This window comes from Hymenobacter sp. J193 (assembly GCF_024700075.1).
GTDB lineage: Bacteria > Bacteroidota > Bacteroidia > Cytophagales > Hymenobacteraceae > Hymenobacter.
In genome coordinates this window covers 3,473,218-3,490,000 of the sequence record NZ_JAJONE010000001.1, presented here as the reverse complement: position 1 = coordinate 3,490,000, position 16,783 = coordinate 3,473,218, and the positions used below count along the sequence as shown (strand labels likewise).

The window sequence follows — 16,783 nt, the reverse complement described above, 5'->3', positions numbered from 1 at the left end:
ATGCTACGCAACCCCATCCTTGACCAATAAATCTTTACCAATTGAGCGATGCCGCTCTGTTGGTTTATGCGGTATTAATCCGCCTTTCGGCGGGCTATCCCCCAGTCAAGGGCAGGTTGGTTACGCGTTACGCACCCGTGCGCCACTGACGGCATTGCTGCCGCCCGTTCGACTTGCATGTATTAGGCCTGCCGCTAGCGTTCATCCTGAGCCAGGATCAAACTCTCCATTGTATAAATTCCTACACCTGCTCGAAAGCAGGCTGATGTCAAGTGCTGATCCGACTCGTTATTTTGACGTGTCTGTTCGTTTTGTTACGCTTGGTCTTGCTGCTCTCCCGGTTGCCCGGGAAAGCCTCACCCAAATTTGTCAATTCCAGTCATTCAAAGAACGTGTGCCCTTCCCATTTGGAAGAACCTGGTGGGCCAACCGGCCCGGTTATTCTACCCCTTCCGATCGAAGCGGGCTGCAAAGGTAACAACCTTTTTGCTTTTAGCAAGATTCCCGAAGAAAAAGTTTTTCTCGTTCGGCTTCCTGCTCTTTAGCAACACCCCCTTCCGGTTGAAGCGGGCTGCAAAGGTAATAACACTCAACCGCCTTTTGCAAGTTTCCACAAAAATAAATTTTTGTGTTATTCTGCTTTCCAGCGCAGCGCGTTTCGCTTTGGGAGGACAAAGGTACGAAACCTGTATCCGCTTTTGCAACCCTGCTGGCAAACTTTTTTCTATTCCGGAATTGCATCCCATGAATAGCAGAAGCCAGCCCTATATAGGACTATTCCTGCGTTTGCCGGAAGAGATGCCCTGCCGCGTTCCGGTTTGGGAGTGCAAAAGTGCGGCTTCCGTTTCGCTTTTCCAAATACTGTTTACAGAAAAGCACCTGGAGCATTGCTTAAACTTAGTGGCTGCTTTTGAAGCGCACTGTTAGTTAACCTTTTGTAGGAGTAATTAAGTTCAAGGTCTAGTAAAAATTTGTCGACATCTGGGAGCACTCTGTATCGGACGTGTTAGAGAAGCATAGTCTCTAGTATTTATAATCTACTCTTTGCTCCGTGTAACTAGAAGGGCTTTTTTCACCATAAGCACAAAGAGAAAGCAGGCACCTACTTTCTCTTTGTGCTTATGGTGAACCTTTCTTGCTATTACTTACGATGCAGGGTGCTCACTCTATCCGGGCCGACGCTGACGATGCGAATGGGGACATTCAGATGCTCTTCGAGGAATTCAACGTACGTCAGTAGCTCCTGCGGCAGCTTCTCTGGGTCGGTTATTTCCTGCAAGGAGGTGCGCCAGCCCAGCATAGTCTTATATACAGGTACCATGGTTTGCAAGGCGGCATAGTCCGGAAGCTGATCAGTTTCGGTGCCGTCGGCAGCGCGGTAGTGGGTGCATACCTGGATTTCATCGAACTCATCCAGCACGTCAGCTTTCATGAGGTGGATTTCGGTGACACCATTGAGCATAATACTATAGCGGAGGGCAGGCAAATCAATCCAGCCGCAACGGCGCGGCCGGCCGGTAGTGGCCCCAAACTCGCGACCAGCCGCACGGATCTGCTCCCCTACTGCGTCGTGTAGCTCGGTGGGAAAGGGGCCGCTCCCGACCCGAGTGCAGTAGGCTTTGCTGATGCCGTATACCTTATCTATATGACGCGGTGCAATACCTAGGCCCGTGCAGGCGCCCGCGACAATGGTGCTGGAGGACGTTACGAAGGGATAAGTGCCAAAATCAATGTCCAGCATAGAGCCCTGCGCGCCTTCAGCCAGAATGCTCTTGCCTTGCTGCAGCAAATCGTTCAGCAGATACTCGGTATCGACTAGCTGTAGGGTGCGCAGGAAATCCACGGCGGAAAAAAGTCGGCTTCCAGGGCCTCTATTTCCAACTCTTGGTTGTGAAATGCAGCTAGGGTGGCGTGGCGGGCTACGGCTTCCTGGTACCGCTCCTGGAAATCTGGGAGCAGCACGTCGCCGACGCGCAGGCCGGTGCGGCCGATTTTATCCTGATACGTGGGGCCAATGCCTTTGAGCGTGGAGCCAATCTTGCCGCCGCCTCGGGCTTCTTCGCTGATCCGGTCAAGAGCGCGGTGCGAGGGCAGGATCAGCTGGGCTTTGCGGGAGATGTAAAGGTTCTTGGCCCAGTCGATGCCCCGATCGGTCAGCTTTTGCAGCTCCTGGCGGAACACAACGGGGTCGAGGACGACGCCGTTGCCGACCACATTGATGATATGGGAGTGGAAGATGCCCGAGGGCACCTGATGTAGCACGTGCTTTACGCCATCGAAATAAAGCGTGTGGCCGGCATTGGGCCCACCCTGAAATCGGGCGACGGCATCGTAGGTTGGCGCGAGTACGTCTACGATTTTTCCCTTCCCTTCATCTCCCCACTGTAATCCGACGAGTACGTCAACAGGCATTAGCGTATGGCTTTCAGGTGTTCGGCCGCTTCGGTATCGGTAGCGGCCACGGTGAAAATGGCGTTGAGTTTGGTGATGACCAACAGCTTCCGAATGTGGTCGGAGGGGTTGATCAACACCAGCTCGCCGCCTTGATTGCGGAATTTGGTGAGCACCGATACCAGCACGCCGATGCCGGTGCTATTGATGAAGCGCACGTGGGACAGATCGATGGCGCAGAGCGTGACGTCTTCACCTAGCTGCTCGTTAACGGTGTGCAGCAACTGCTGTGAATCAGGAGAGCCAATCAGGTCACCGGCCAGGCGCACGTAAAGGATGCCGTTCTGGACGGCGGCTTCAGTTTTCATTCGGCTAAAGAGCGGGCAGCGGCTTTGGCGCGACAGTCGCCGCACACCCCGTATAGGTTCAAAGAGTGGTGCAAGATATGGAAGTTGAGCAACTCGCCGACCATGGTTTGGATGCCGTGGATGCGCGGGTCGCAGAACTCAACCACCTTGTGGCACTCGGTGCAGATGACGTGGTCGTGCTGCCGGTAGCCGTAGCTTTTCTCATACTGGGCCAGATTGCGGCCAAACTGATGCTTGCTGACCAGCCCGTGCTCTACCAGCAGATCGAGGGTATTGTACACCGTGGCGCGGCTTACCTGCAGGCCCTGCTGCTTCATGCCGGCGTACAGCTCTTCCACATCGAAGTGGCCGGTGCGCGAGTAGATTTCCTCCAGAATGGCGTAGCGCTCCGACGTTTTGCGCAGGCCTTTATTTTCTAAATACGCGGTGAAGATTTTCTTTACCTCGTCAAATTTCTCCTGATCCAGCATTTGGGGTGCATCCTTATATATAAGGAGCAACAAAGGTAGGTAAGCAAAGGATTTTGCCGCTGTACAGATTTCGGTTATTTACTGACTGAGCGCTGCTGCAGCCTTATACTCGCTTGTACTCTTAAGACTCTTTTATACTAAGAGGCAAACCGCTCCACCTGCAAAACCCCGTTTACCTTTGATAAACGCTGAATAAGCTTGTTCAAGTGGTCGGTGTCGTTAACGAAAACCATGATCTGGCCTTCGAACATGCCGTCGTTGGAGTCGATGGTAATAGAGCGCATATTCACCTTCAGGGAGTTGGAAATGATGCGCGTTACATCGTTTACCAGCCCTACCCTATCGGAGCCTTTGATGCGCAGACCGGCCAGGAAAGCCAGCTCCAACTGATCCGTCCACTTGGCGCGCACGATGCGGTTGCCGTAGTTCGACATGAGGTCGACGCCCTTCGGGCAGGAGGTGCGGTGGATAACAATACCGTTTTCCGTTTCGAAGCCGAACACGTCGTCTCCGGGAATGGGGTTGCAGCAGGGCGCAATGGTATAGTCGAACTTCTCGGTCTGCTCCCCTATCACCAGCATGTTGGCATTCACGCCCCGGATTTTCTGCACTTCATGGTCGAAGGCTTTCGGCTCCAGCATGGAAGGCATTTTGGGTGGCTCCGTGTTCGGGTCGAACAGGCTTTCCTTGATTTCACGCCCGTCAATCTGCCCGATAGCCAGCCGGTAGTAGAAATCCTGGGGGTTGTACACGTTGAAGTGCGCCAGCAAGCGGTTCACGTTGTCGGGCGAAAACTCCACGCCCAGCAGTTCCAGTCGCTTTTCCACCAAGTAGCGGCCATCTTCGGCCTTGGTGCGCTTGTCGTCGCGCAGGTACTCGCGGATGCGGCCCCGGGCTTTGGAAGTAATGACGTAGTTGAGCCATTCCTCGGTGGGGCGCTGCTTCTGGGAGGTCAGGATTTCGACCTGGTCGCCATTGCGGAGCTGGTAGCTGAGGGGCTCCAGCTTCTGATTCACCTTCGCGCCGAGGCACTGCAAGCCAATCTGGGAGTGAATTTCGAAGGCAAAATCCAGGGCCGTAGACTTATCGGGCAGAATCACCAGCTTGCCTTTGGGTGTGAAGGCATACACTTCCTTCACGAACAGGTTCTGGCGGAACTCGTCCATGAACTCCAGGGCGCTGGAGTTATTGGTTTCGAGCATTTCGCGCACCTTGTTTATCCACGCCTCCAGACTAGACTCGGCCGGGCTGGTGACGGTGTCCTTATATTTCCAGTGCGCCGCGTAGCCTTTCTCGGCAATATCATCCATACGGCGGGAGCGGATCTGCACCTCCACCCACTGGCCAGCGCGCGACATGACGGTGGTGTGCAGGCTTTCGTAGCCGTTGGCCTTGGGCGTGCTCACCCAGTCGCGCAGGCGGTCGGGGTTGGGCTGGTAGAAGTCCGTGACAATGCTGTACACCTGCCAGCAGGCCGCTTTTTCCTGCTCATATGGCACATCCAGGATAATGCGGATGGCAAACAGATCATACACTTCCTCAAAGCCGATATTCTGCTTGCGCATCTTTTTCAGAATGGAATAGATGCTTTTCGGCCGCCCTTTTATTTCGTAGTCGAAGCCCTGCACCTGCAGCTCGTCGTCGATGGGCGTGACGAACTCCTTGATAAAGCGGTTGCGGGCGCTGCGACTCTGGCGCACCTTGTTCACCAGCTCCTTGTATATCTCGGTATCGGTGTACTTCAGATACAGATCCTCCAGCTCGCTTTTAATGGCGTAGAGGCCCAGGCGGTGGGCCAGCGGGGCGTAGAGGTAAATGGTTTCAGAGGCAATTTTGAGCTGCTTGTGTCGCGGCATCGAGTCGAGCGTGCGCATGTTGTGCAGCCGGTCGGCGAGCTTGATGAGAATCACGCGCACGTCCTCAGAGAGCGTGAACAGCATCTTGCGGAAGTTCTCGGCCTGCTCGGAGGTGCCGTATTCAAACACGCCCGAAATCTTGGTGAGGCCATCCACAATACGGGCCACCTTCTTGCCGAACTCGCGCTCCACGTCGGCCACTTCCCAGGGCGTGTCCTCCACCACATCGTGCAGTAGCGCGGCCACAATGCCCGTCGTGCCCAGCCCGATTTCCTCCACCACAATCTGGGCCACTGCCAGCGGGTGCAAAATGTACGGCTCGCCCGATTTGCGGCGCATTTCCTTGTGCGCCTCCAGGGACGTGTTGAACGCTTTTTTGATCAGCTTGGCGTCGTTGCCCTGCAGAAAGGGCTTGGCTGTGCGGAGCAGGCGGCGGTAGTGGCGCAGAATCTCGTTGCGCTCTGCCTCGGGGTCGATAGGAGTTGCCATAGGTGCGGCCAGCCCACAAAAGGCCGGTAAAGTACGGATGCTACGAAAGTACGAAGCCTGCGTCGGGTTTAGGACGTCACTCGCCGGAAACCTCACGGGCTGCCGTCAAACCGTGGGCTAACAAGGCAAAACGGCCAGGCAGGCACGGCAGGCGGCTATTGTTGAACAACTTTTGCGCACATTTCGCGCCCACGTTTGAAAATCCCGCGGCCTTGCGTAGCTTTGCGGCCCCGAGGCAAACGGCCTTTTGGCGGATGTGGCGAAATTGGTAGACGTGCCAGACTTAGGATCTGGTGCCGCAAGGCGTGTGGGTTCGAGTCCCTCCATCCGCACTTATTGGTTTAAGTTCAGTACCCAAACCGTTCCCCTTAGCCCTCAACCCAACGGTTGGGGGTTTGTTTTTCCCGGGCGTCCACCGCTGTGCGGGGTTGGGCCCACGGCGGCTGGCAGCCACCAACGCTACCTTTTCTTACCTACCCTAACCGACGACCCGTTTTGGACATTACCCTCGACAAAACCGACGACCAGCTGAGTGCCATCCTGACAGTAAAGCTCGCCGAAGCTGACTATAGCCCGGCCGTAGAAAGCAAGCTGAAGGAATACAGCAAGAAAGCGCAGATCAAAGGGTTCCGCCCGGGCAAAGTGCCCACTACCCTGGTGCGCAAAATGTACGGCAAAGGCATCCTGGTAGACGAAATCAACGCCCTGCTCAACAAGGCGGTGGATAGCTACATCAAGGATAACAACGTGAAAATTCTGGGTGAGCCGCTGCCCGTGCCCTCCGACGTGGATTTTGACGCCCAGAAGGACTACGAGTTCCGGTTTGAACTGGGCTTGCTGCCCGACTTCGAGCTGCCTGCCGATCAGGCTATTTCGGTGGACCGCCACCAGGTAGAGCTCGACGAGAACACCCTGAACGAAACCTACGAGCAGATTGGCCGCCAGTTTGGCGAAACCATCAACCCCGACGAGTCAGAAGCCGGTGATTACCTATTCGGTAAGCTGAAGAAAGCCGACGAGGAAGGCGAAGGTCGCACGGTGCTGCTGCCCACGAACAAGGTAACGAATGGCGCAGAGCAGTTTGTAGGCGTGAAAGCCGGCGACACGCTGACCTTCGACCTGAGCAAGGCTTTCGACGGTAACGCCTCGGCCATTGCCAACTTCTCGGGCCTGAGCAAGGAAGAAGCTGCCCAGGTAAGCGGCGACTACACGCTGGCCGTGGAGAAAATTACCCGCACGGCCCACGCCGAGCACAACCAGGACCTGTTCGACAAAGTGTTTGGCAAAGACACCGTGTCGTCGAAGGAAGAGTTTGATGCCAAAGTGCGCTCCACGGTACAGGAAAACTACGACCGGGAGGCTGACAACCTGATCAACCGGCAGATTATTGACAAAGTGGTAGACGCCACCGAAATCAAGGTTTCGACGGAGTTCTTCAAGAAGCTGGCTGCTCCGTGCCAACGAAGGCAAACTCACGGCTGAGCAGGTAGAAGAGCATTACAACGACTATGAGCGGGAGCTGAAATGGTCGATGATCCGCAACAAAGTAGTTGAGGAGCAAGGCTTAAAGGTATCGAACGAGGAAATCGTGGAGCGTACCATTGAGAAGATTATGGGCCAGTTCAACCTGCCCGAGGTAAGCGAGGAGATGCGCGAATCGGTGCGCGGCTTCGCCGACAACTACCTCAAGCAGGAAAACGGCAAAAACTATATTCAGGAGTATGAGGCCATTCTGGCAGAGAAAGTACTCGAAAACCTGCGCGGCAAAATTGTTGTTAATGACACTCCGATTTCGGCCGAGGACTTCCGCAATCAGCCAGCCAGCTAACCGCTAGCTGACCCGGTTTTCAAACCAACAAAAAAGCCCTTACTTGCCGTTGGGGCTTTTTTGTGTTTAGAGCTGAGAAGATAGAGCCTAGAACTTAGAGGTGATAACCTAGTTTGTTCGGCATTTCGATTCTCAGTTCTGTAATCTTCTTTCTAAGTTCTCAGATCTAACTTCTAACATTTTTCTCCCTCATGCTGAATAAACAAGAGTTCCGCAAGTTCGCCGTGAAAGGCCAGGGCCTGAGCGGCCTGGGTGTTGATCAATACCTGCAGCACGTGGAAGGCCAGGTGCGCTCCGGCATGATGCTGCCCACCGGCATGACGCGCTCCGTAATTGAGGAACGCCCCACGCGCTTCGCCGAAATCGACGTGTTTTCGCGCCTGATTATGGACCGCATCGTGTTCCTGGGTACTGCTGTCGACGACTACATTGCCAACATCATCACGGCTCAACTGCTGTTTCTGGAGTCGGCCGATGCCAAGAAGGACATTCTGCTCTACATCAACTCGCCGGGTGGCTCGGTGTATGCCGGCCTCGGTATCTATGACACGATGCAGTACGTGAACCCCGATGTGGCTACCATCTGCACCGGCCTGGCCGCCTCCATGGGCGCCGTACTGCTGGCTGGGGGCGCCAAAGACAAGCGCTCTGCCCTGCCCCACGCCCGCGTGATGATTCACCAGCCTTCGGGTGGCGCGCAAGGCCAGTCGACGGACATTGAAATTACCGCTCGCGAGATTCTCAAGCTCAAGAAAGAGCTGTACGACATTCTGGCCAAGCACACCGGCAAAACCTACCAGGAAATCTACGACAACTCGGAGCGTGACTACTGGATGCGTGCCGACGAAGCCAAAGAGTACGGCCTCATCGACGAAGTGCTCGAAAAGAAATCCGCGTAAGCCTCTGATTTTTGTCATTCCGAACGAAGTGAGGAATCTGGGAACAGAATCAGATTCCTCACTTCGTTCGAAATGACAATGAAAAGCCCGCTACTGACCTGAAAATCAGCGGCGGGCTTTTTGGCTTTAAAGTAGGCGTCGGCTGCTTCGGCACTTTTTCCGGTGCGCGGGGCGTTTTCGTTTTTGTACCTTTGCGGGCTGCCCGGCTACTGCCAGGCAACTTCTCCCCTTTTCCGAGAGTCTTCTATCCATGGCAGATATTACGTGCTCCTTCTGCGGCAAGAGCAAAAAAGACGTTACCGTAATGATTTCGGGCATCAACGCCCACATCTGCGAGCGGTGCGTGGGGCAGGCCCAGCAAATCCTGAACGAAGAAAATAAGATTCGCTCCAACTCGAAGACACCCAAATTCAACCTCGTGAAACCCCGCGAGATGAAGGAGTACCTCGACCAGTACGTGGTGGGCCAGGACGAAGCCAAGAAGGTGATGTCGGTGGCCGTGTACAACCACTACAAGCGCCTGATGCAGAAACCGCAGAAGGACGACGTGGTGATTGAGAAGTCCAACATCATCATGGTGGGCGAAACCGGCACGGGCAAAACCTTCCTCACGCGCATGCTGGCCAACATTCTGCAGGTACCTTTCTGCATTGCCGATGCCACCGTACTGACGGAGGCCGGCTACGTGGGCGAGGACGTGGAAAGCATCCTCACGCGCCTGCTGCAAGCCGCCGACTACAACGTGGAAGCAGCCGAGCGCGGCATCGTCTACATCGATGAAATCGACAAGATTGCCCGCAAGAGCGACAACCCCAGCATCACCCGCGACGTGAGCGGCGAGGGTGTGCAGCAAGCCATGCTGAAGCTGCTGGAAGGTACCACCGTGAACGTGCCCCCGCACGGCGGCCGCAAGCACCCCGAGCAGAAGATGATTACGGTGAACACCGAAAACATCCTGTTCATCTGCGGCGGGGCCTTTGTGGGCATTGAGCGCATCATCAAGAGCCGCCTCAACACCAAGCCCATGGGCTTTGCCAAGACGCAGCTGGAAGATAAAATCGACACTGAGAACTTCCTGCGCTACGTGACGGCTATGGACCTCAAGCAGTTCGGCCTCATTCCCGAGCTTATTGGCCGCCTGCCCGTACTCACCCACCTCAACCCGCTCGACCACGCTACCCTGCGCAAAATCCTGACGGAGCCCAAAAACTCCATCGTGAAGCAGTACCAGCGCCTGTTCGAGATGGAGAACATTCAGTTGAGCTTCTCCGAAGGCGCGCTGGAGTACATTGTGGTGAAAGCCGACGAGTACCGCCTCGGCGCCCGCGGACTGCGCAGCATCTGCGAAAGCATTATGACGGACGCCATGTTCGATATGCCCTCCGAGGAAGGCGTGCAGGAACTCATCATCGATGAGGAATACGCCCGCAGCAAGTTCGAAAGCTCCCCGCTGAAGCAACTACGCGCAGCGTAGATAGTCGCAGCTTTATTAAAAAAGCGCGGCGCCTGATCAGGCGCCGCGCTTTTTTAATATCCTTTCAGTTTAAGCCAAGTTATCAATAACGCTTACACACTATTTTACCCTTTCAAATATCCCACCATCAGCTTGGCAGCTTTTTCGGCGGCGCGCTGCTGGCCTAGCTTCGCGCGGATTTCGGCGTAGCCGGCTTTCTGCCGGGCAATGAAGTCCTCGTCGGCGGTAACCTTTTTGAGTTCCATAACGAGGTTACGGGCGTTGAAGTCGCCTTGGATGAGTTCCTTCACAACTTCCCGGCCTGCAATGAGGTTGACCAGGGAAATGAACTTCACCTTGATGACGGCCTTGCTGATGGCGTACGACACGGCGCTGGTGCGGTAGCACACCACTTGCGGCACGTCGAACAGGGCTGTTTCCAGCGTGGCCGTGCCGCTGGTAACGAGAGCCGCTTTGGCGTGGGCCAGCAGGTCGTAGGTCTGGTCGAAGATGATGCGCACGTTGTTGCGCTCAAAGTGGGCGTAATAGTTTGCGTCGAGGTTATCGACGCCGGCCACGATGAACTGATAATCCAGAAAAGGCGGAATAATAGCCGTCATTTCGAAGAGCATTTCCTCGATTTCCTGCTTGCGCGAGCCGGGCAGCACCGCAATAATGGGCCGCTCCGGGTCGAGGTGGTTGCGCTGGTAGAAATCCGCACTCACCGGGTGCTCGGCCACGGCATCGGAGGTGGGGTTGCCGATGTAGTCCACTTTGTAGTCGAAGCCCTGGTAGAACTCCTGCTCAAAAGGCAGAATCACGAACATCCGGTCTACCACCTTCTTCACCTGATGCACGCGGCCCTGGTTCCAGGCCCATATTTTGGGCGAGATATAGTAGAACGTTTTGATGCCCTGCGCCTTGGCAAACTTAGCAATGCGCATGTTGAAGCCGGCGTAGTCTACCAGAATTACCACGTCCGGCTTCCAGGAAAGCAGGTCGCGCTGGGCTTCCTTGAGGTAGCCACGAAACTTAAGCAGGCTGGTAGCCGCTTCCCAAAAGCCCATAATGGCCATTTCCTGATAGTGGTGCACCAGCTCGCCGCCAATGGCCTGCATCTGTTCACCGCCCCAAAACCGAAATTCGGCCTCCGGGTCCTGCTGCTGTAGAGCCAGCATCAGATTAGCCGCGTGAAAATCCCCGGACCGTTCGCCTGCTATCAGGTAGTATTTCAAGTGCTGGATAGTTGAATGGTGAAATGGTTGAATAGCTTGCTGAGCTCATAGCCTATCAAATGACTATTCAGCCCGGCAGCCTTTTAGCTGGCTACTCGCCGTAGTACTCCACGAAGTTGCGGGGTGTTTCGTAAAGCTTAAGGCAATGCAGCTGGGCCGTGGTGATACGCGGCAGCTCACGCTGCAGAATTTCCCAGAAAGCCAAAACCAGGTTTTCAGTGCTGGCAAGCTTGCCAGTCATAAAGGGCACGTCAAGATTCAGGTTTTTGTGGTCGACCTGGGCAATGATATGCTCGCGGATGAGGCTGCTGAGGGCTTTCAAATCCACTACAAAGCCGGTATCGGGGCTGGGCATGCCTTTCACCGTCACGATGAGGTCGAAGTTGTGGCCGTGCCAGTTGGTATTGGAGCAGGGGCCGAACACTTCCTTGTTGCGCTCCTCGCTCCAGGCCGGGTTGTACAGCTTGTGCGCGGCGTTGAAGTGTTCCTGTCGGCTGACGTAAATCATGTAGAGGGACTTAGGGACTTGGGGACTTAGGGACTTGGAGCACTTGCGGCCTGGTTTGCAGTAGGCCAAAACGCGGCCGGCAGCAACCAAATCCCCAAGTTCCTGAGTCTCTAAGTCCCCTTTTTCCGCAGCAAATATACGAAGAACGGTACGCCGAACAGGGCCGTAACGATACCAACGGGCACGCCGGCCGGCGGATAGAGCAAGCGGGCCAGTAAGTCGCAGGCCAGCAGAAAGCAACCGCCCAGCAGCGCGCACACCAGCAAATTCCAGCGCCCCGTCACGCCCAGCAGCCAGCGCGTGACGTGCGGCATCATCAGCCCCACAAAGCCAATAGGGCCGCACAAGGCCACTACGCAGCCCGTGAGCACCGAGGCCGATACTATCAGAATCCAACGCAGGCGCGCTACCGGCACGCCCAGCGCCTCGGCCCGCTCTTCACCCAGCAGCAGAATGGCCAGGTCCTTCTGCAGAAACGCAAATAGACCCAGCGTGCCTGCCAGGGCCAGCGCCGGGTACGGCAGTAGGTTCCAGCCGGCCCGCTCGAAGCTACCCATTGCCCAGAACGTGACGGTGCGCAGCTTGTCGGGCGTATCGGAAAGGAACGTGAGCAGGCCGCCAATGGCCGTAGCCAGGGAACCGACGGCTATGCCGCCCAGCAGCAGCGGCGCGGGCCTGAGCTGGCCCCGGTCCATCCCCAGGGCTACCACCACCAAGGTAGTGCCCAGGGCGCCCAGCAGAGCGGCCACCGGCGGCAGGTAGATGCCGGCCCAGGTAAGTGTAGGCAGCAGCGCGAAGCACAGCACCGCTCCTAGCCCCGCGCCTGAGGCCGTGCCCAGCAGATAAGGGTCGGCCAGGGAGTTATTTACCATGGCCTGCATGAGGTAGCCGCTCACGGCCAGGCCGGCGCCGGCCAGCACAGCCAGCAGCAGCCGGGGAAGCCGCAGCTGCACTAGCACCAATTGGGCGGGCTCGGTGGGGTCGTAGTGCAGCATGGCACGGCGCATCAGGTCGAAGTCGATGGCAAAGGAGCCCACGCGCAGCCCTAGCAACAGCAGCCCCAGCAGCGCGCCGCTGCCCAGCAGCAGCCAAAGACCTGCCTGCCCGTTCTTCATGGCCGCGCCGGCTGTTGGAGCAGCCGCTGCAGCTCCCGCACCGACTCCACCACGCGCGGTCCGGGTCGCTCCATCAGGTTGCCCGTAACGGCAAACACGCGCCGGTTCTGAAAGGCCTGAATGCGGCGAAGTTCGGGATATGACTTGAAAAACGTACTATCAAGCTGCCCAAAACGGCCGCCCAGCAGCACCTCAGGATTCAGGCGCAGAATATACTCCCGGGTGAGAGCCGGGTATGGTTGGGCAAAAACCTCCGTGAGGGCGTTTTGCCCCCCGGCCAGCTGGATCTTATCGGTAAACAGCGTGTTCTGCCCATATACGTAGATGGGGTCCTGCCAGGTAATAGCCAGCACCCGCGGCCTCCTTGCCGCCGTGGGGGCAGTGCGTTGAATAGCTTGCAGGGCCGTGCGCAGGGAATCTGTGAGGTGGCGGGCGGGACCGGAGCGGCCCAGCAGCTGGCCCAGGCTCTGCATGCCCCGAAAGATGTCTTCGACAGTAGTATAACGCTGGCAATAGACCGGCACGCCCAGCTGCTGCAGCCGCGCCACATCATCCTGGGACGTAATGCCTTCCACGGTAAAAACCACATCGGGGTGCAGGGCCACGAGCTTTTCCATATCCAACGGGTAGCTATTCACTACGGGCTTACGCAGGGCGGCCCTTGGGAAGTCGCACACCTGGGTGCGGGCCACGATGGTAGCCGTATCGGCCACGGCGTAGAGCATTTCCGTCATGGATGGCGCCAGGGCCATGACACGGCGGGGCTGCGTGGGTAGCTGCAGGCGGTGGCCGAGGTCATCGGTTACCCAGTGCGTGGTAGCAGCCGGCGTGGTGGAACTCGTTTGTTCCGGCTGACAAGCCACCAGGCAGCTCAGGAGAAAACCAACGGGCAGCAGTCGGCGAAGGGAAAAGCACATGGCGGCAAAGATAGACCACGGATTCGCGCGGATTTCAGTGGATTCCACGGATTTTGGGGACGATTACGACGATAAGGGCGGCGACTGTGTAACCGTCGGTTCTTTGATCAACTGATAACTGGCAACTCTCAACTGGCAACTGAATCCTGGCAACCGCCTACCTTTGACGTAAATATTCTGCCCTATGATTGTTGTAACCGGTGCGGCCGGCTTTATTGCCAGCTGCCTTGTCACCCGCCTCAATGCCGCCAACTTCAACGATGTGGTGGTGGTCGATAACTTTTCCGTGGAGCGCAAGCTGGCCAACCTGCAGGGCAAGCGCCTGCGCGAGTACGTAGACCGGGGCGAGTTTTTCGACTGGCTCGATGTCAACCACGAGCAGGTGGAGTTCATCTTTCACCTGGGTGCCCGCACCGACACCACGGAGCAGGACCGCGCCGTGCTGGACTTGCTCAACCTCGACTATAGCAAGCAGATGTGGCAGGCCTGCGTGCGCTACCAGCTCCCGCTGGTATACGCTTCCTCGGCAGCTACCTACGGCTCAGGTACGCTCGGCTACTCCGACCAGGACGAAGCGCTGCTGCCGCTTTACCGTCCTCTCAACCCCTACGGCGACTCCAAGAACGACTTCGACAACTGGGCCGTGCAGCAAACGGAAAAGCCGTTTTTCTGGGCCGGGCTGAAGTTCTTCAACGTGTACGGCCCCAACGAGTACCACAAGGGCCGCATGGCCTCCGTGATTCTGCACGCCTTCGAGCAGATTCGGCAAAGCGGCTCAATGGTGCTGTTCAAGTCCCATAACCCCGATTACACCGATGGCGGGCAGATGCGCGACTTTGTGTACGTGAAGGATGTGGTGGAAGTGTGCTACTTCCTGATGCATCACCGTCAGCACTCGGGCATCTACAACCTGGGCACCGGCGAGGCCCGCACTTTCCTGGACCTGGCGCTGAACACCTTCGCCGCGCTGGATCTTACGGCTGACATCCACTTCAAGGATACGCCCGAGGACATCCGCGACAAGTATCAGTACTTCACCGAAGCCGATATGCGCAAGCTGCGCAGCATTGGCTACGACCGGCCATTCACGCGCCTGGAAGACGGCATCCATGACTACGTGCGCAACTACCTGATGCCCGGCGCCTACTATTAACCAGCGGATGCGGATGGATCAAGCTACGTTCCAACGCTCAGCTTGCGGCTGCCATAATCTTATACACTGAGTCTAATATCCTGACGTCCAATCCGGCACCCATTGTCCGGGCAGCTGGCACTGAGGATACGGGCAGGCTGCATGCATTTGGGCACTACCTTTTAGGCGGAGGAACTCGTTGTAGCGGTTTCCTGTAGGCATCTTTCATTTCGAACGAAGCCTACCAACTGCCTTTAACAATTTTGCCGGTGCCACGCAGTGTTATTACCATTCTGGGTGGAGGATTTTCCGGGTCGGCGCTGGCGGCTCACCTGGCCCGCTTACCCGGCTCCTACTGTGGCGACGTGCATATTGTGGAGCCGCGCCCGGTGCTCGGGCGCGGCCTGGCCTATAGCGCCGACCGGCCCGAGTACCTGCTGAATGTCCGGGCCCGCGCACTCAGCCTCCTGGCCGACGAGCCTGCTCACTTCATCGAGTGGCTTGGCCGCAACGAACCTGCCGCCGACGCTCAGGCCTTCTGCCCGCGCCAGCTGTACGGCCGCTACGTGCAGGAAATGACTCAGGCGCTGCTGCCCACGCCGGCGGCTAATGGGCTGCGGTTTCACTGGCACCAAACCCACGCCAGCTCCGTACTTCCGGCTGCCGCAGGCCAAGCTGCTACCGTGGAGCTGGCCTCGGGCACACAGCTCGTAAGTGACGCGGTAGTGCTGGCATTAGGCAATTTTCCGCCGCTGCCCCCCGCCCGATCAACCGACGGCCGGTACCTTTCCCACCCCGGGTTTCATGGCAGCCCCTGGGAGCCGGGGGCACTGCGCACTATTGCCATTCACGATTCAGTGCTGCTGATTGGCTCGGGGCTGACGGCAGTAGACGTGGTGCTGGGCTTGCGGGCTCAGGGGCATCAAGGGCCCATCATGGTGGTTTCCGGCCACGGACGCTGGCCTGCGCCGCATATAGCCGTTCAGCCGGCTTACCCCGAGTTCTATACCCGCAGCCTGCGCGGCCTTATCAGCGTAGGCTGCGTACTGCGCGCCGTGCGCCAGGAAATCCGGCGGGCCGCTGCCGGAGGCATTGACTGGCGCCCGGTGCTGGACTCACTGCGGCCCGACTTAGGTCGAATCTGGATGGCCTGGCCCCAGGCAGAGCAAAGCCGGTTTCTGCGGCATCTGGCGTCTTTCTGGACAACCGTGCGCCACCGCAGCCCTCCGCAAAACGTGGCGTTACTGGAAGAAATGCAACGCAGCGGGCAACTCACTCAGCACATAGGCCGGGTGCAGCACATTGAACCGCTGGGCGAGGCGCTACGAGTACACGCCCGGCACGGCAGCCACATCAGCAAACTAACGGCGCAGCACGTCATTGCCTGCACCGGCCCGCTGCTGGACTACACCCGGATTCAGGAACCACTCATTGTGCAGATGCGCCAGGCCGGCTTACTCCAGCCCGACCCGCTACGGCTAGGTCTGCTCACCGATGTGCATGGGGGCCTCATTCAGGCTGATAAAACCATTTCCAGCGTCCTGTTCACGCTGGGAGCCAGCCGGCGCCCGCAATCCTTCGAGTCGACGGCCGTGCCGGAATTGCGGCAGCAGGCAGCCGAGTTGGCGCACTACCTGGGCGCACAGCTGCGGCAGGCGTGAAAAACAACAGGCCCACCTGCGGAAAGCAGTGGGCCCGACAAAACGAACGGTTCAGAAAAAGACTAAGCAGCCATGTCCTCATCGGAGTACATAGGTACTACGGGCGTGCTGCCAACCAGCGAAGGAACCACGGCGGGCTCATCGGTACGGTGCCGGCGCAGGGCGCGCATCAGCAGGTAGCGGTACCGCTCGGCATCGGCCAGGGCAGCTTCCACGGCCAGCAGTGCGTCGTCGTAGGTTACCACGGGCACCGACTCGGCGGCTTCTCCGGTGGGATACGACAGGTAAAGAACAGGGGCGTTGAGGTACTCGGCAGGTGCTTTCATAGGATGAAAATTCGGCGTCGAATGAGCGTTTCAGATGTTCAGATTGATAACGATTCTCGCCCTCATTTCATTCCAAAAAATCCAGAAACCCATCGACCTAGACCAAAATTATTCTTCTTATTATCAATAAGTTAT

General features: G+C 57.3%; 15 protein-coding genes, 1 tRNA gene, 1 rRNA gene and 1 pseudogene (1 of these 18 cut by a window edge). 8 read left to right on the top strand and 10 right to left on the bottom strand.

The genetic code is table 11. The features are described from left to right. Positions 1-233 (bottom strand): 16S ribosomal RNA (locus LRS06_RS15335); it reaches 1,282 nt to the left of the window's first position. A gap of 133 nt (positions 234-366) precedes the next feature. Here LRS06_RS15335 and LRS06_RS15330 point away from each other — a divergent pair. Beyond that, entirely contained in the window at positions 367-927 is a 561-nt protein-coding gene (locus LRS06_RS15330; RefSeq protein WP_257872269.1) for a hypothetical protein, read from the top strand. A gap of 214 nt (positions 928-1,141) precedes the next feature. On the opposite strand, the pseudogene LRS06_RS15325 reads toward LRS06_RS15330, so the two are convergent. The 4 genes and pseudogenes from LRS06_RS15325 to LRS06_RS15310 all read right to left on the bottom strand — a co-directional run bounded on the left by LRS06_RS15325 (position 1,142) and on the right by LRS06_RS15310 (position 5,574). Continuing rightward, positions 1,142-2,412, bottom strand: a pseudogene (locus LRS06_RS15325) (adenylosuccinate synthase). Then, complete coding sequence (locus LRS06_RS15320; protein WP_257872268.1) at positions 2,412-2,759, bottom strand: STAS domain-containing protein; 348 nt, start codon at positions 2,757-2,759, stop codon at positions 2,412-2,414. The pseudogene LRS06_RS15325 and the gene LRS06_RS15320 overlap by 1 nt, the downstream one beginning before the upstream one ends. Continuing rightward, positions 2,756-3,229, bottom strand: a complete 474-nt coding sequence (locus LRS06_RS15315) for a Fur family transcriptional regulator (protein ID WP_196956418.1) — start codon at positions 3,227-3,229, stop codon at positions 2,756-2,758. Before LRS06_RS15315 ends, LRS06_RS15320 begins: the two co-directional genes overlap by 4 nt. A gap of 137 nt (positions 3,230-3,366) precedes the next feature. Beyond that, entirely contained in the window at positions 3,367-5,574 is a 2,208-nt protein-coding gene (locus tag LRS06_RS15310) for a bifunctional (p)ppGpp synthetase/guanosine-3',5'-bis(diphosphate) 3'-pyrophosphohydrolase (RefSeq protein ID WP_257872267.1), read from the bottom strand. A gap of 250 nt (positions 5,575-5,824) precedes the next feature. On the opposite strand from LRS06_RS15310, the gene LRS06_RS15305 reads away from it, so the two are divergent. The 5 genes from LRS06_RS15305 (at position 5,825) to clpX (ending at position 9,775) form a co-directional block, all read left to right on the top strand. Further along, a tRNA-Leu gene (locus LRS06_RS15305) sits at positions 5,825-5,906 on the top strand. 163 nt (positions 5,907-6,069) lie between these two features. Continuing rightward, positions 6,070-7,056, top strand: coding sequence for a trigger factor (locus LRS06_RS15300; RefSeq protein ID WP_257872266.1), 987 nt, complete (start codon positions 6,070-6,072; stop codon positions 7,054-7,056). Between the two features lie 49 nt (positions 7,057-7,105). Then, the gene (locus LRS06_RS15295) at positions 7,106-7,402 is read left to right on the top strand and encodes a hypothetical protein (protein WP_257872265.1); all 297 of its coding nucleotides are present in this window, start codon (positions 7,106-7,108) and stop codon (positions 7,400-7,402) included. 191 nt (positions 7,403-7,593) lie between these two features. After that, positions 7,594-8,301, top strand: a complete 708-nt coding sequence (locus LRS06_RS15290) for a ClpP family protease (protein ID WP_257872264.1) — start codon at positions 7,594-7,596, stop codon at positions 8,299-8,301. Positions 8,302-8,551: 250 nt separating this feature from the next. Further along, the gene (gene clpX / locus LRS06_RS15285) at positions 8,552-9,775 is read left to right on the top strand and encodes an ATP-dependent Clp protease ATP-binding subunit ClpX (RefSeq protein ID WP_257872263.1); all 1,224 of its coding nucleotides are present in this window, start codon (positions 8,552-8,554) and stop codon (positions 9,773-9,775) included. 104 nt (positions 9,776-9,879) lie between these two features. Here clpX and lpxB read toward each other — a convergent pair whose 3' ends face one another. From lpxB to LRS06_RS15265, 4 genes are all read right to left on the bottom strand, one after another. Then, positions 9,880-10,989 (bottom strand): lipid-A-disaccharide synthase, encoded by a 1,110-nt coding sequence (gene lpxB, locus LRS06_RS15280; protein ID WP_257872262.1) that lies wholly within the window; start codon positions 10,987-10,989, stop codon positions 9,880-9,882. A 91-nt stretch (positions 10,990-11,080) separates the two neighbouring features. Next, positions 11,081-11,497, bottom strand: a complete 417-nt coding sequence (locus tag LRS06_RS15275) for a 6-carboxytetrahydropterin synthase (protein WP_257872261.1) — start codon at positions 11,495-11,497, stop codon at positions 11,081-11,083. A 110-nt stretch (positions 11,498-11,607) separates the two neighbouring features. Continuing rightward, positions 11,608-12,612, bottom strand: coding sequence for an iron ABC transporter permease (locus LRS06_RS15270; protein ID WP_257872260.1), 1,005 nt, complete (start codon positions 12,610-12,612; stop codon positions 11,608-11,610). Continuing rightward, positions 12,609-13,529, bottom strand: coding sequence for an ABC transporter substrate-binding protein (locus tag LRS06_RS15265; RefSeq protein WP_257872259.1), 921 nt, complete (start codon positions 13,527-13,529; stop codon positions 12,609-12,611). The genes LRS06_RS15270 and LRS06_RS15265 overlap by 4 nt, the downstream gene beginning before the upstream one ends. Before the next feature lie 184 nt (positions 13,530-13,713). Here LRS06_RS15265 and rfaD point away from each other — a divergent pair, with 184 nt between their 5' ends. Next, entirely contained in the window at positions 13,714-14,682 is a 969-nt protein-coding gene (gene rfaD, locus LRS06_RS15260; protein ID WP_257872258.1) for an ADP-glyceromanno-heptose 6-epimerase, read from the top strand. 248 nt (positions 14,683-14,930) lie between these two features. Then, positions 14,931-16,322, top strand: coding sequence for an FAD/NAD(P)-binding protein (locus tag LRS06_RS15255; RefSeq protein ID WP_257872257.1), 1,392 nt, complete (start codon positions 14,931-14,933; stop codon positions 16,320-16,322). A 62-nt stretch (positions 16,323-16,384) separates the two neighbouring features. Here the strand turns inward: LRS06_RS15255 and LRS06_RS15250 are convergent, their stop codons facing one another. After that, positions 16,385-16,648: a hypothetical protein gene (locus LRS06_RS15250; RefSeq protein WP_257872256.1), complete on the bottom strand. Its 264-nt coding sequence runs from the start codon at positions 16,646-16,648 to the stop codon at positions 16,385-16,387. Positions 16,649-16,783: the final 135 nt, after the last annotated feature.

Bases quoted from the DNA above. Each gene is read 5' to 3' on its own strand.
- LRS06_RS15320 (WP_257872268.1), bottom strand. From the start codon at position 2,759: ATGAAAACTGAAGCCGCCGTCCAGAACGGCATCCTTTACGTGCGCCTG.
- LRS06_RS15315 (WP_196956418.1), bottom strand. From the start codon at position 3,229: ATGCTGGATCAGGAGAAATTTGACGAGGTAAAGAAAATCTTCACCGCG.
- LRS06_RS15310 (WP_257872267.1), bottom strand. From the start codon at position 5,574: ATGGCAACTCCTATCGACCCCGAGGCAGAGCGCAACGAGATTCTGCGC.
- LRS06_RS15295 (WP_257872265.1), top strand. From the start codon at position 7,106: ATGATCCGCAACAAAGTAGTTGAGGAGCAAGGCTTAAAGGTATCGAAC.
- LRS06_RS15290 (WP_257872264.1), top strand. From the start codon at position 7,594: ATGCTGAATAAACAAGAGTTCCGCAAGTTCGCCGTGAAAGGCCAGGGC.
- clpX (WP_257872263.1), top strand. From the start codon at position 8,552: ATGGCAGATATTACGTGCTCCTTCTGCGGCAAGAGCAAAAAAGACGTT.
- LRS06_RS15275 (WP_257872261.1), bottom strand. From the start codon at position 11,497: ATGATTTACGTCAGCCGACAGGAACACTTCAACGCCGCGCACAAGCTG.
- LRS06_RS15270 (WP_257872260.1), bottom strand. From the start codon at position 12,612: ATGAAGAACGGGCAGGCAGGTCTTTGGCTGCTGCTGGGCAGCGGCGCG.
- LRS06_RS15265 (WP_257872259.1), bottom strand. From the start codon at position 13,529: ATGTGCTTTTCCCTTCGCCGACTGCTGCCCGTTGGTTTTCTCCTGAGC.
- rfaD (WP_257872258.1), top strand. From the start codon at position 13,714: ATGATTGTTGTAACCGGTGCGGCCGGCTTTATTGCCAGCTGCCTTGTC.
- LRS06_RS15250 (WP_257872256.1), bottom strand. From the start codon at position 16,648: ATGAAAGCACCTGCCGAGTACCTCAACGCCCCTGTTCTTTACCTGTCG.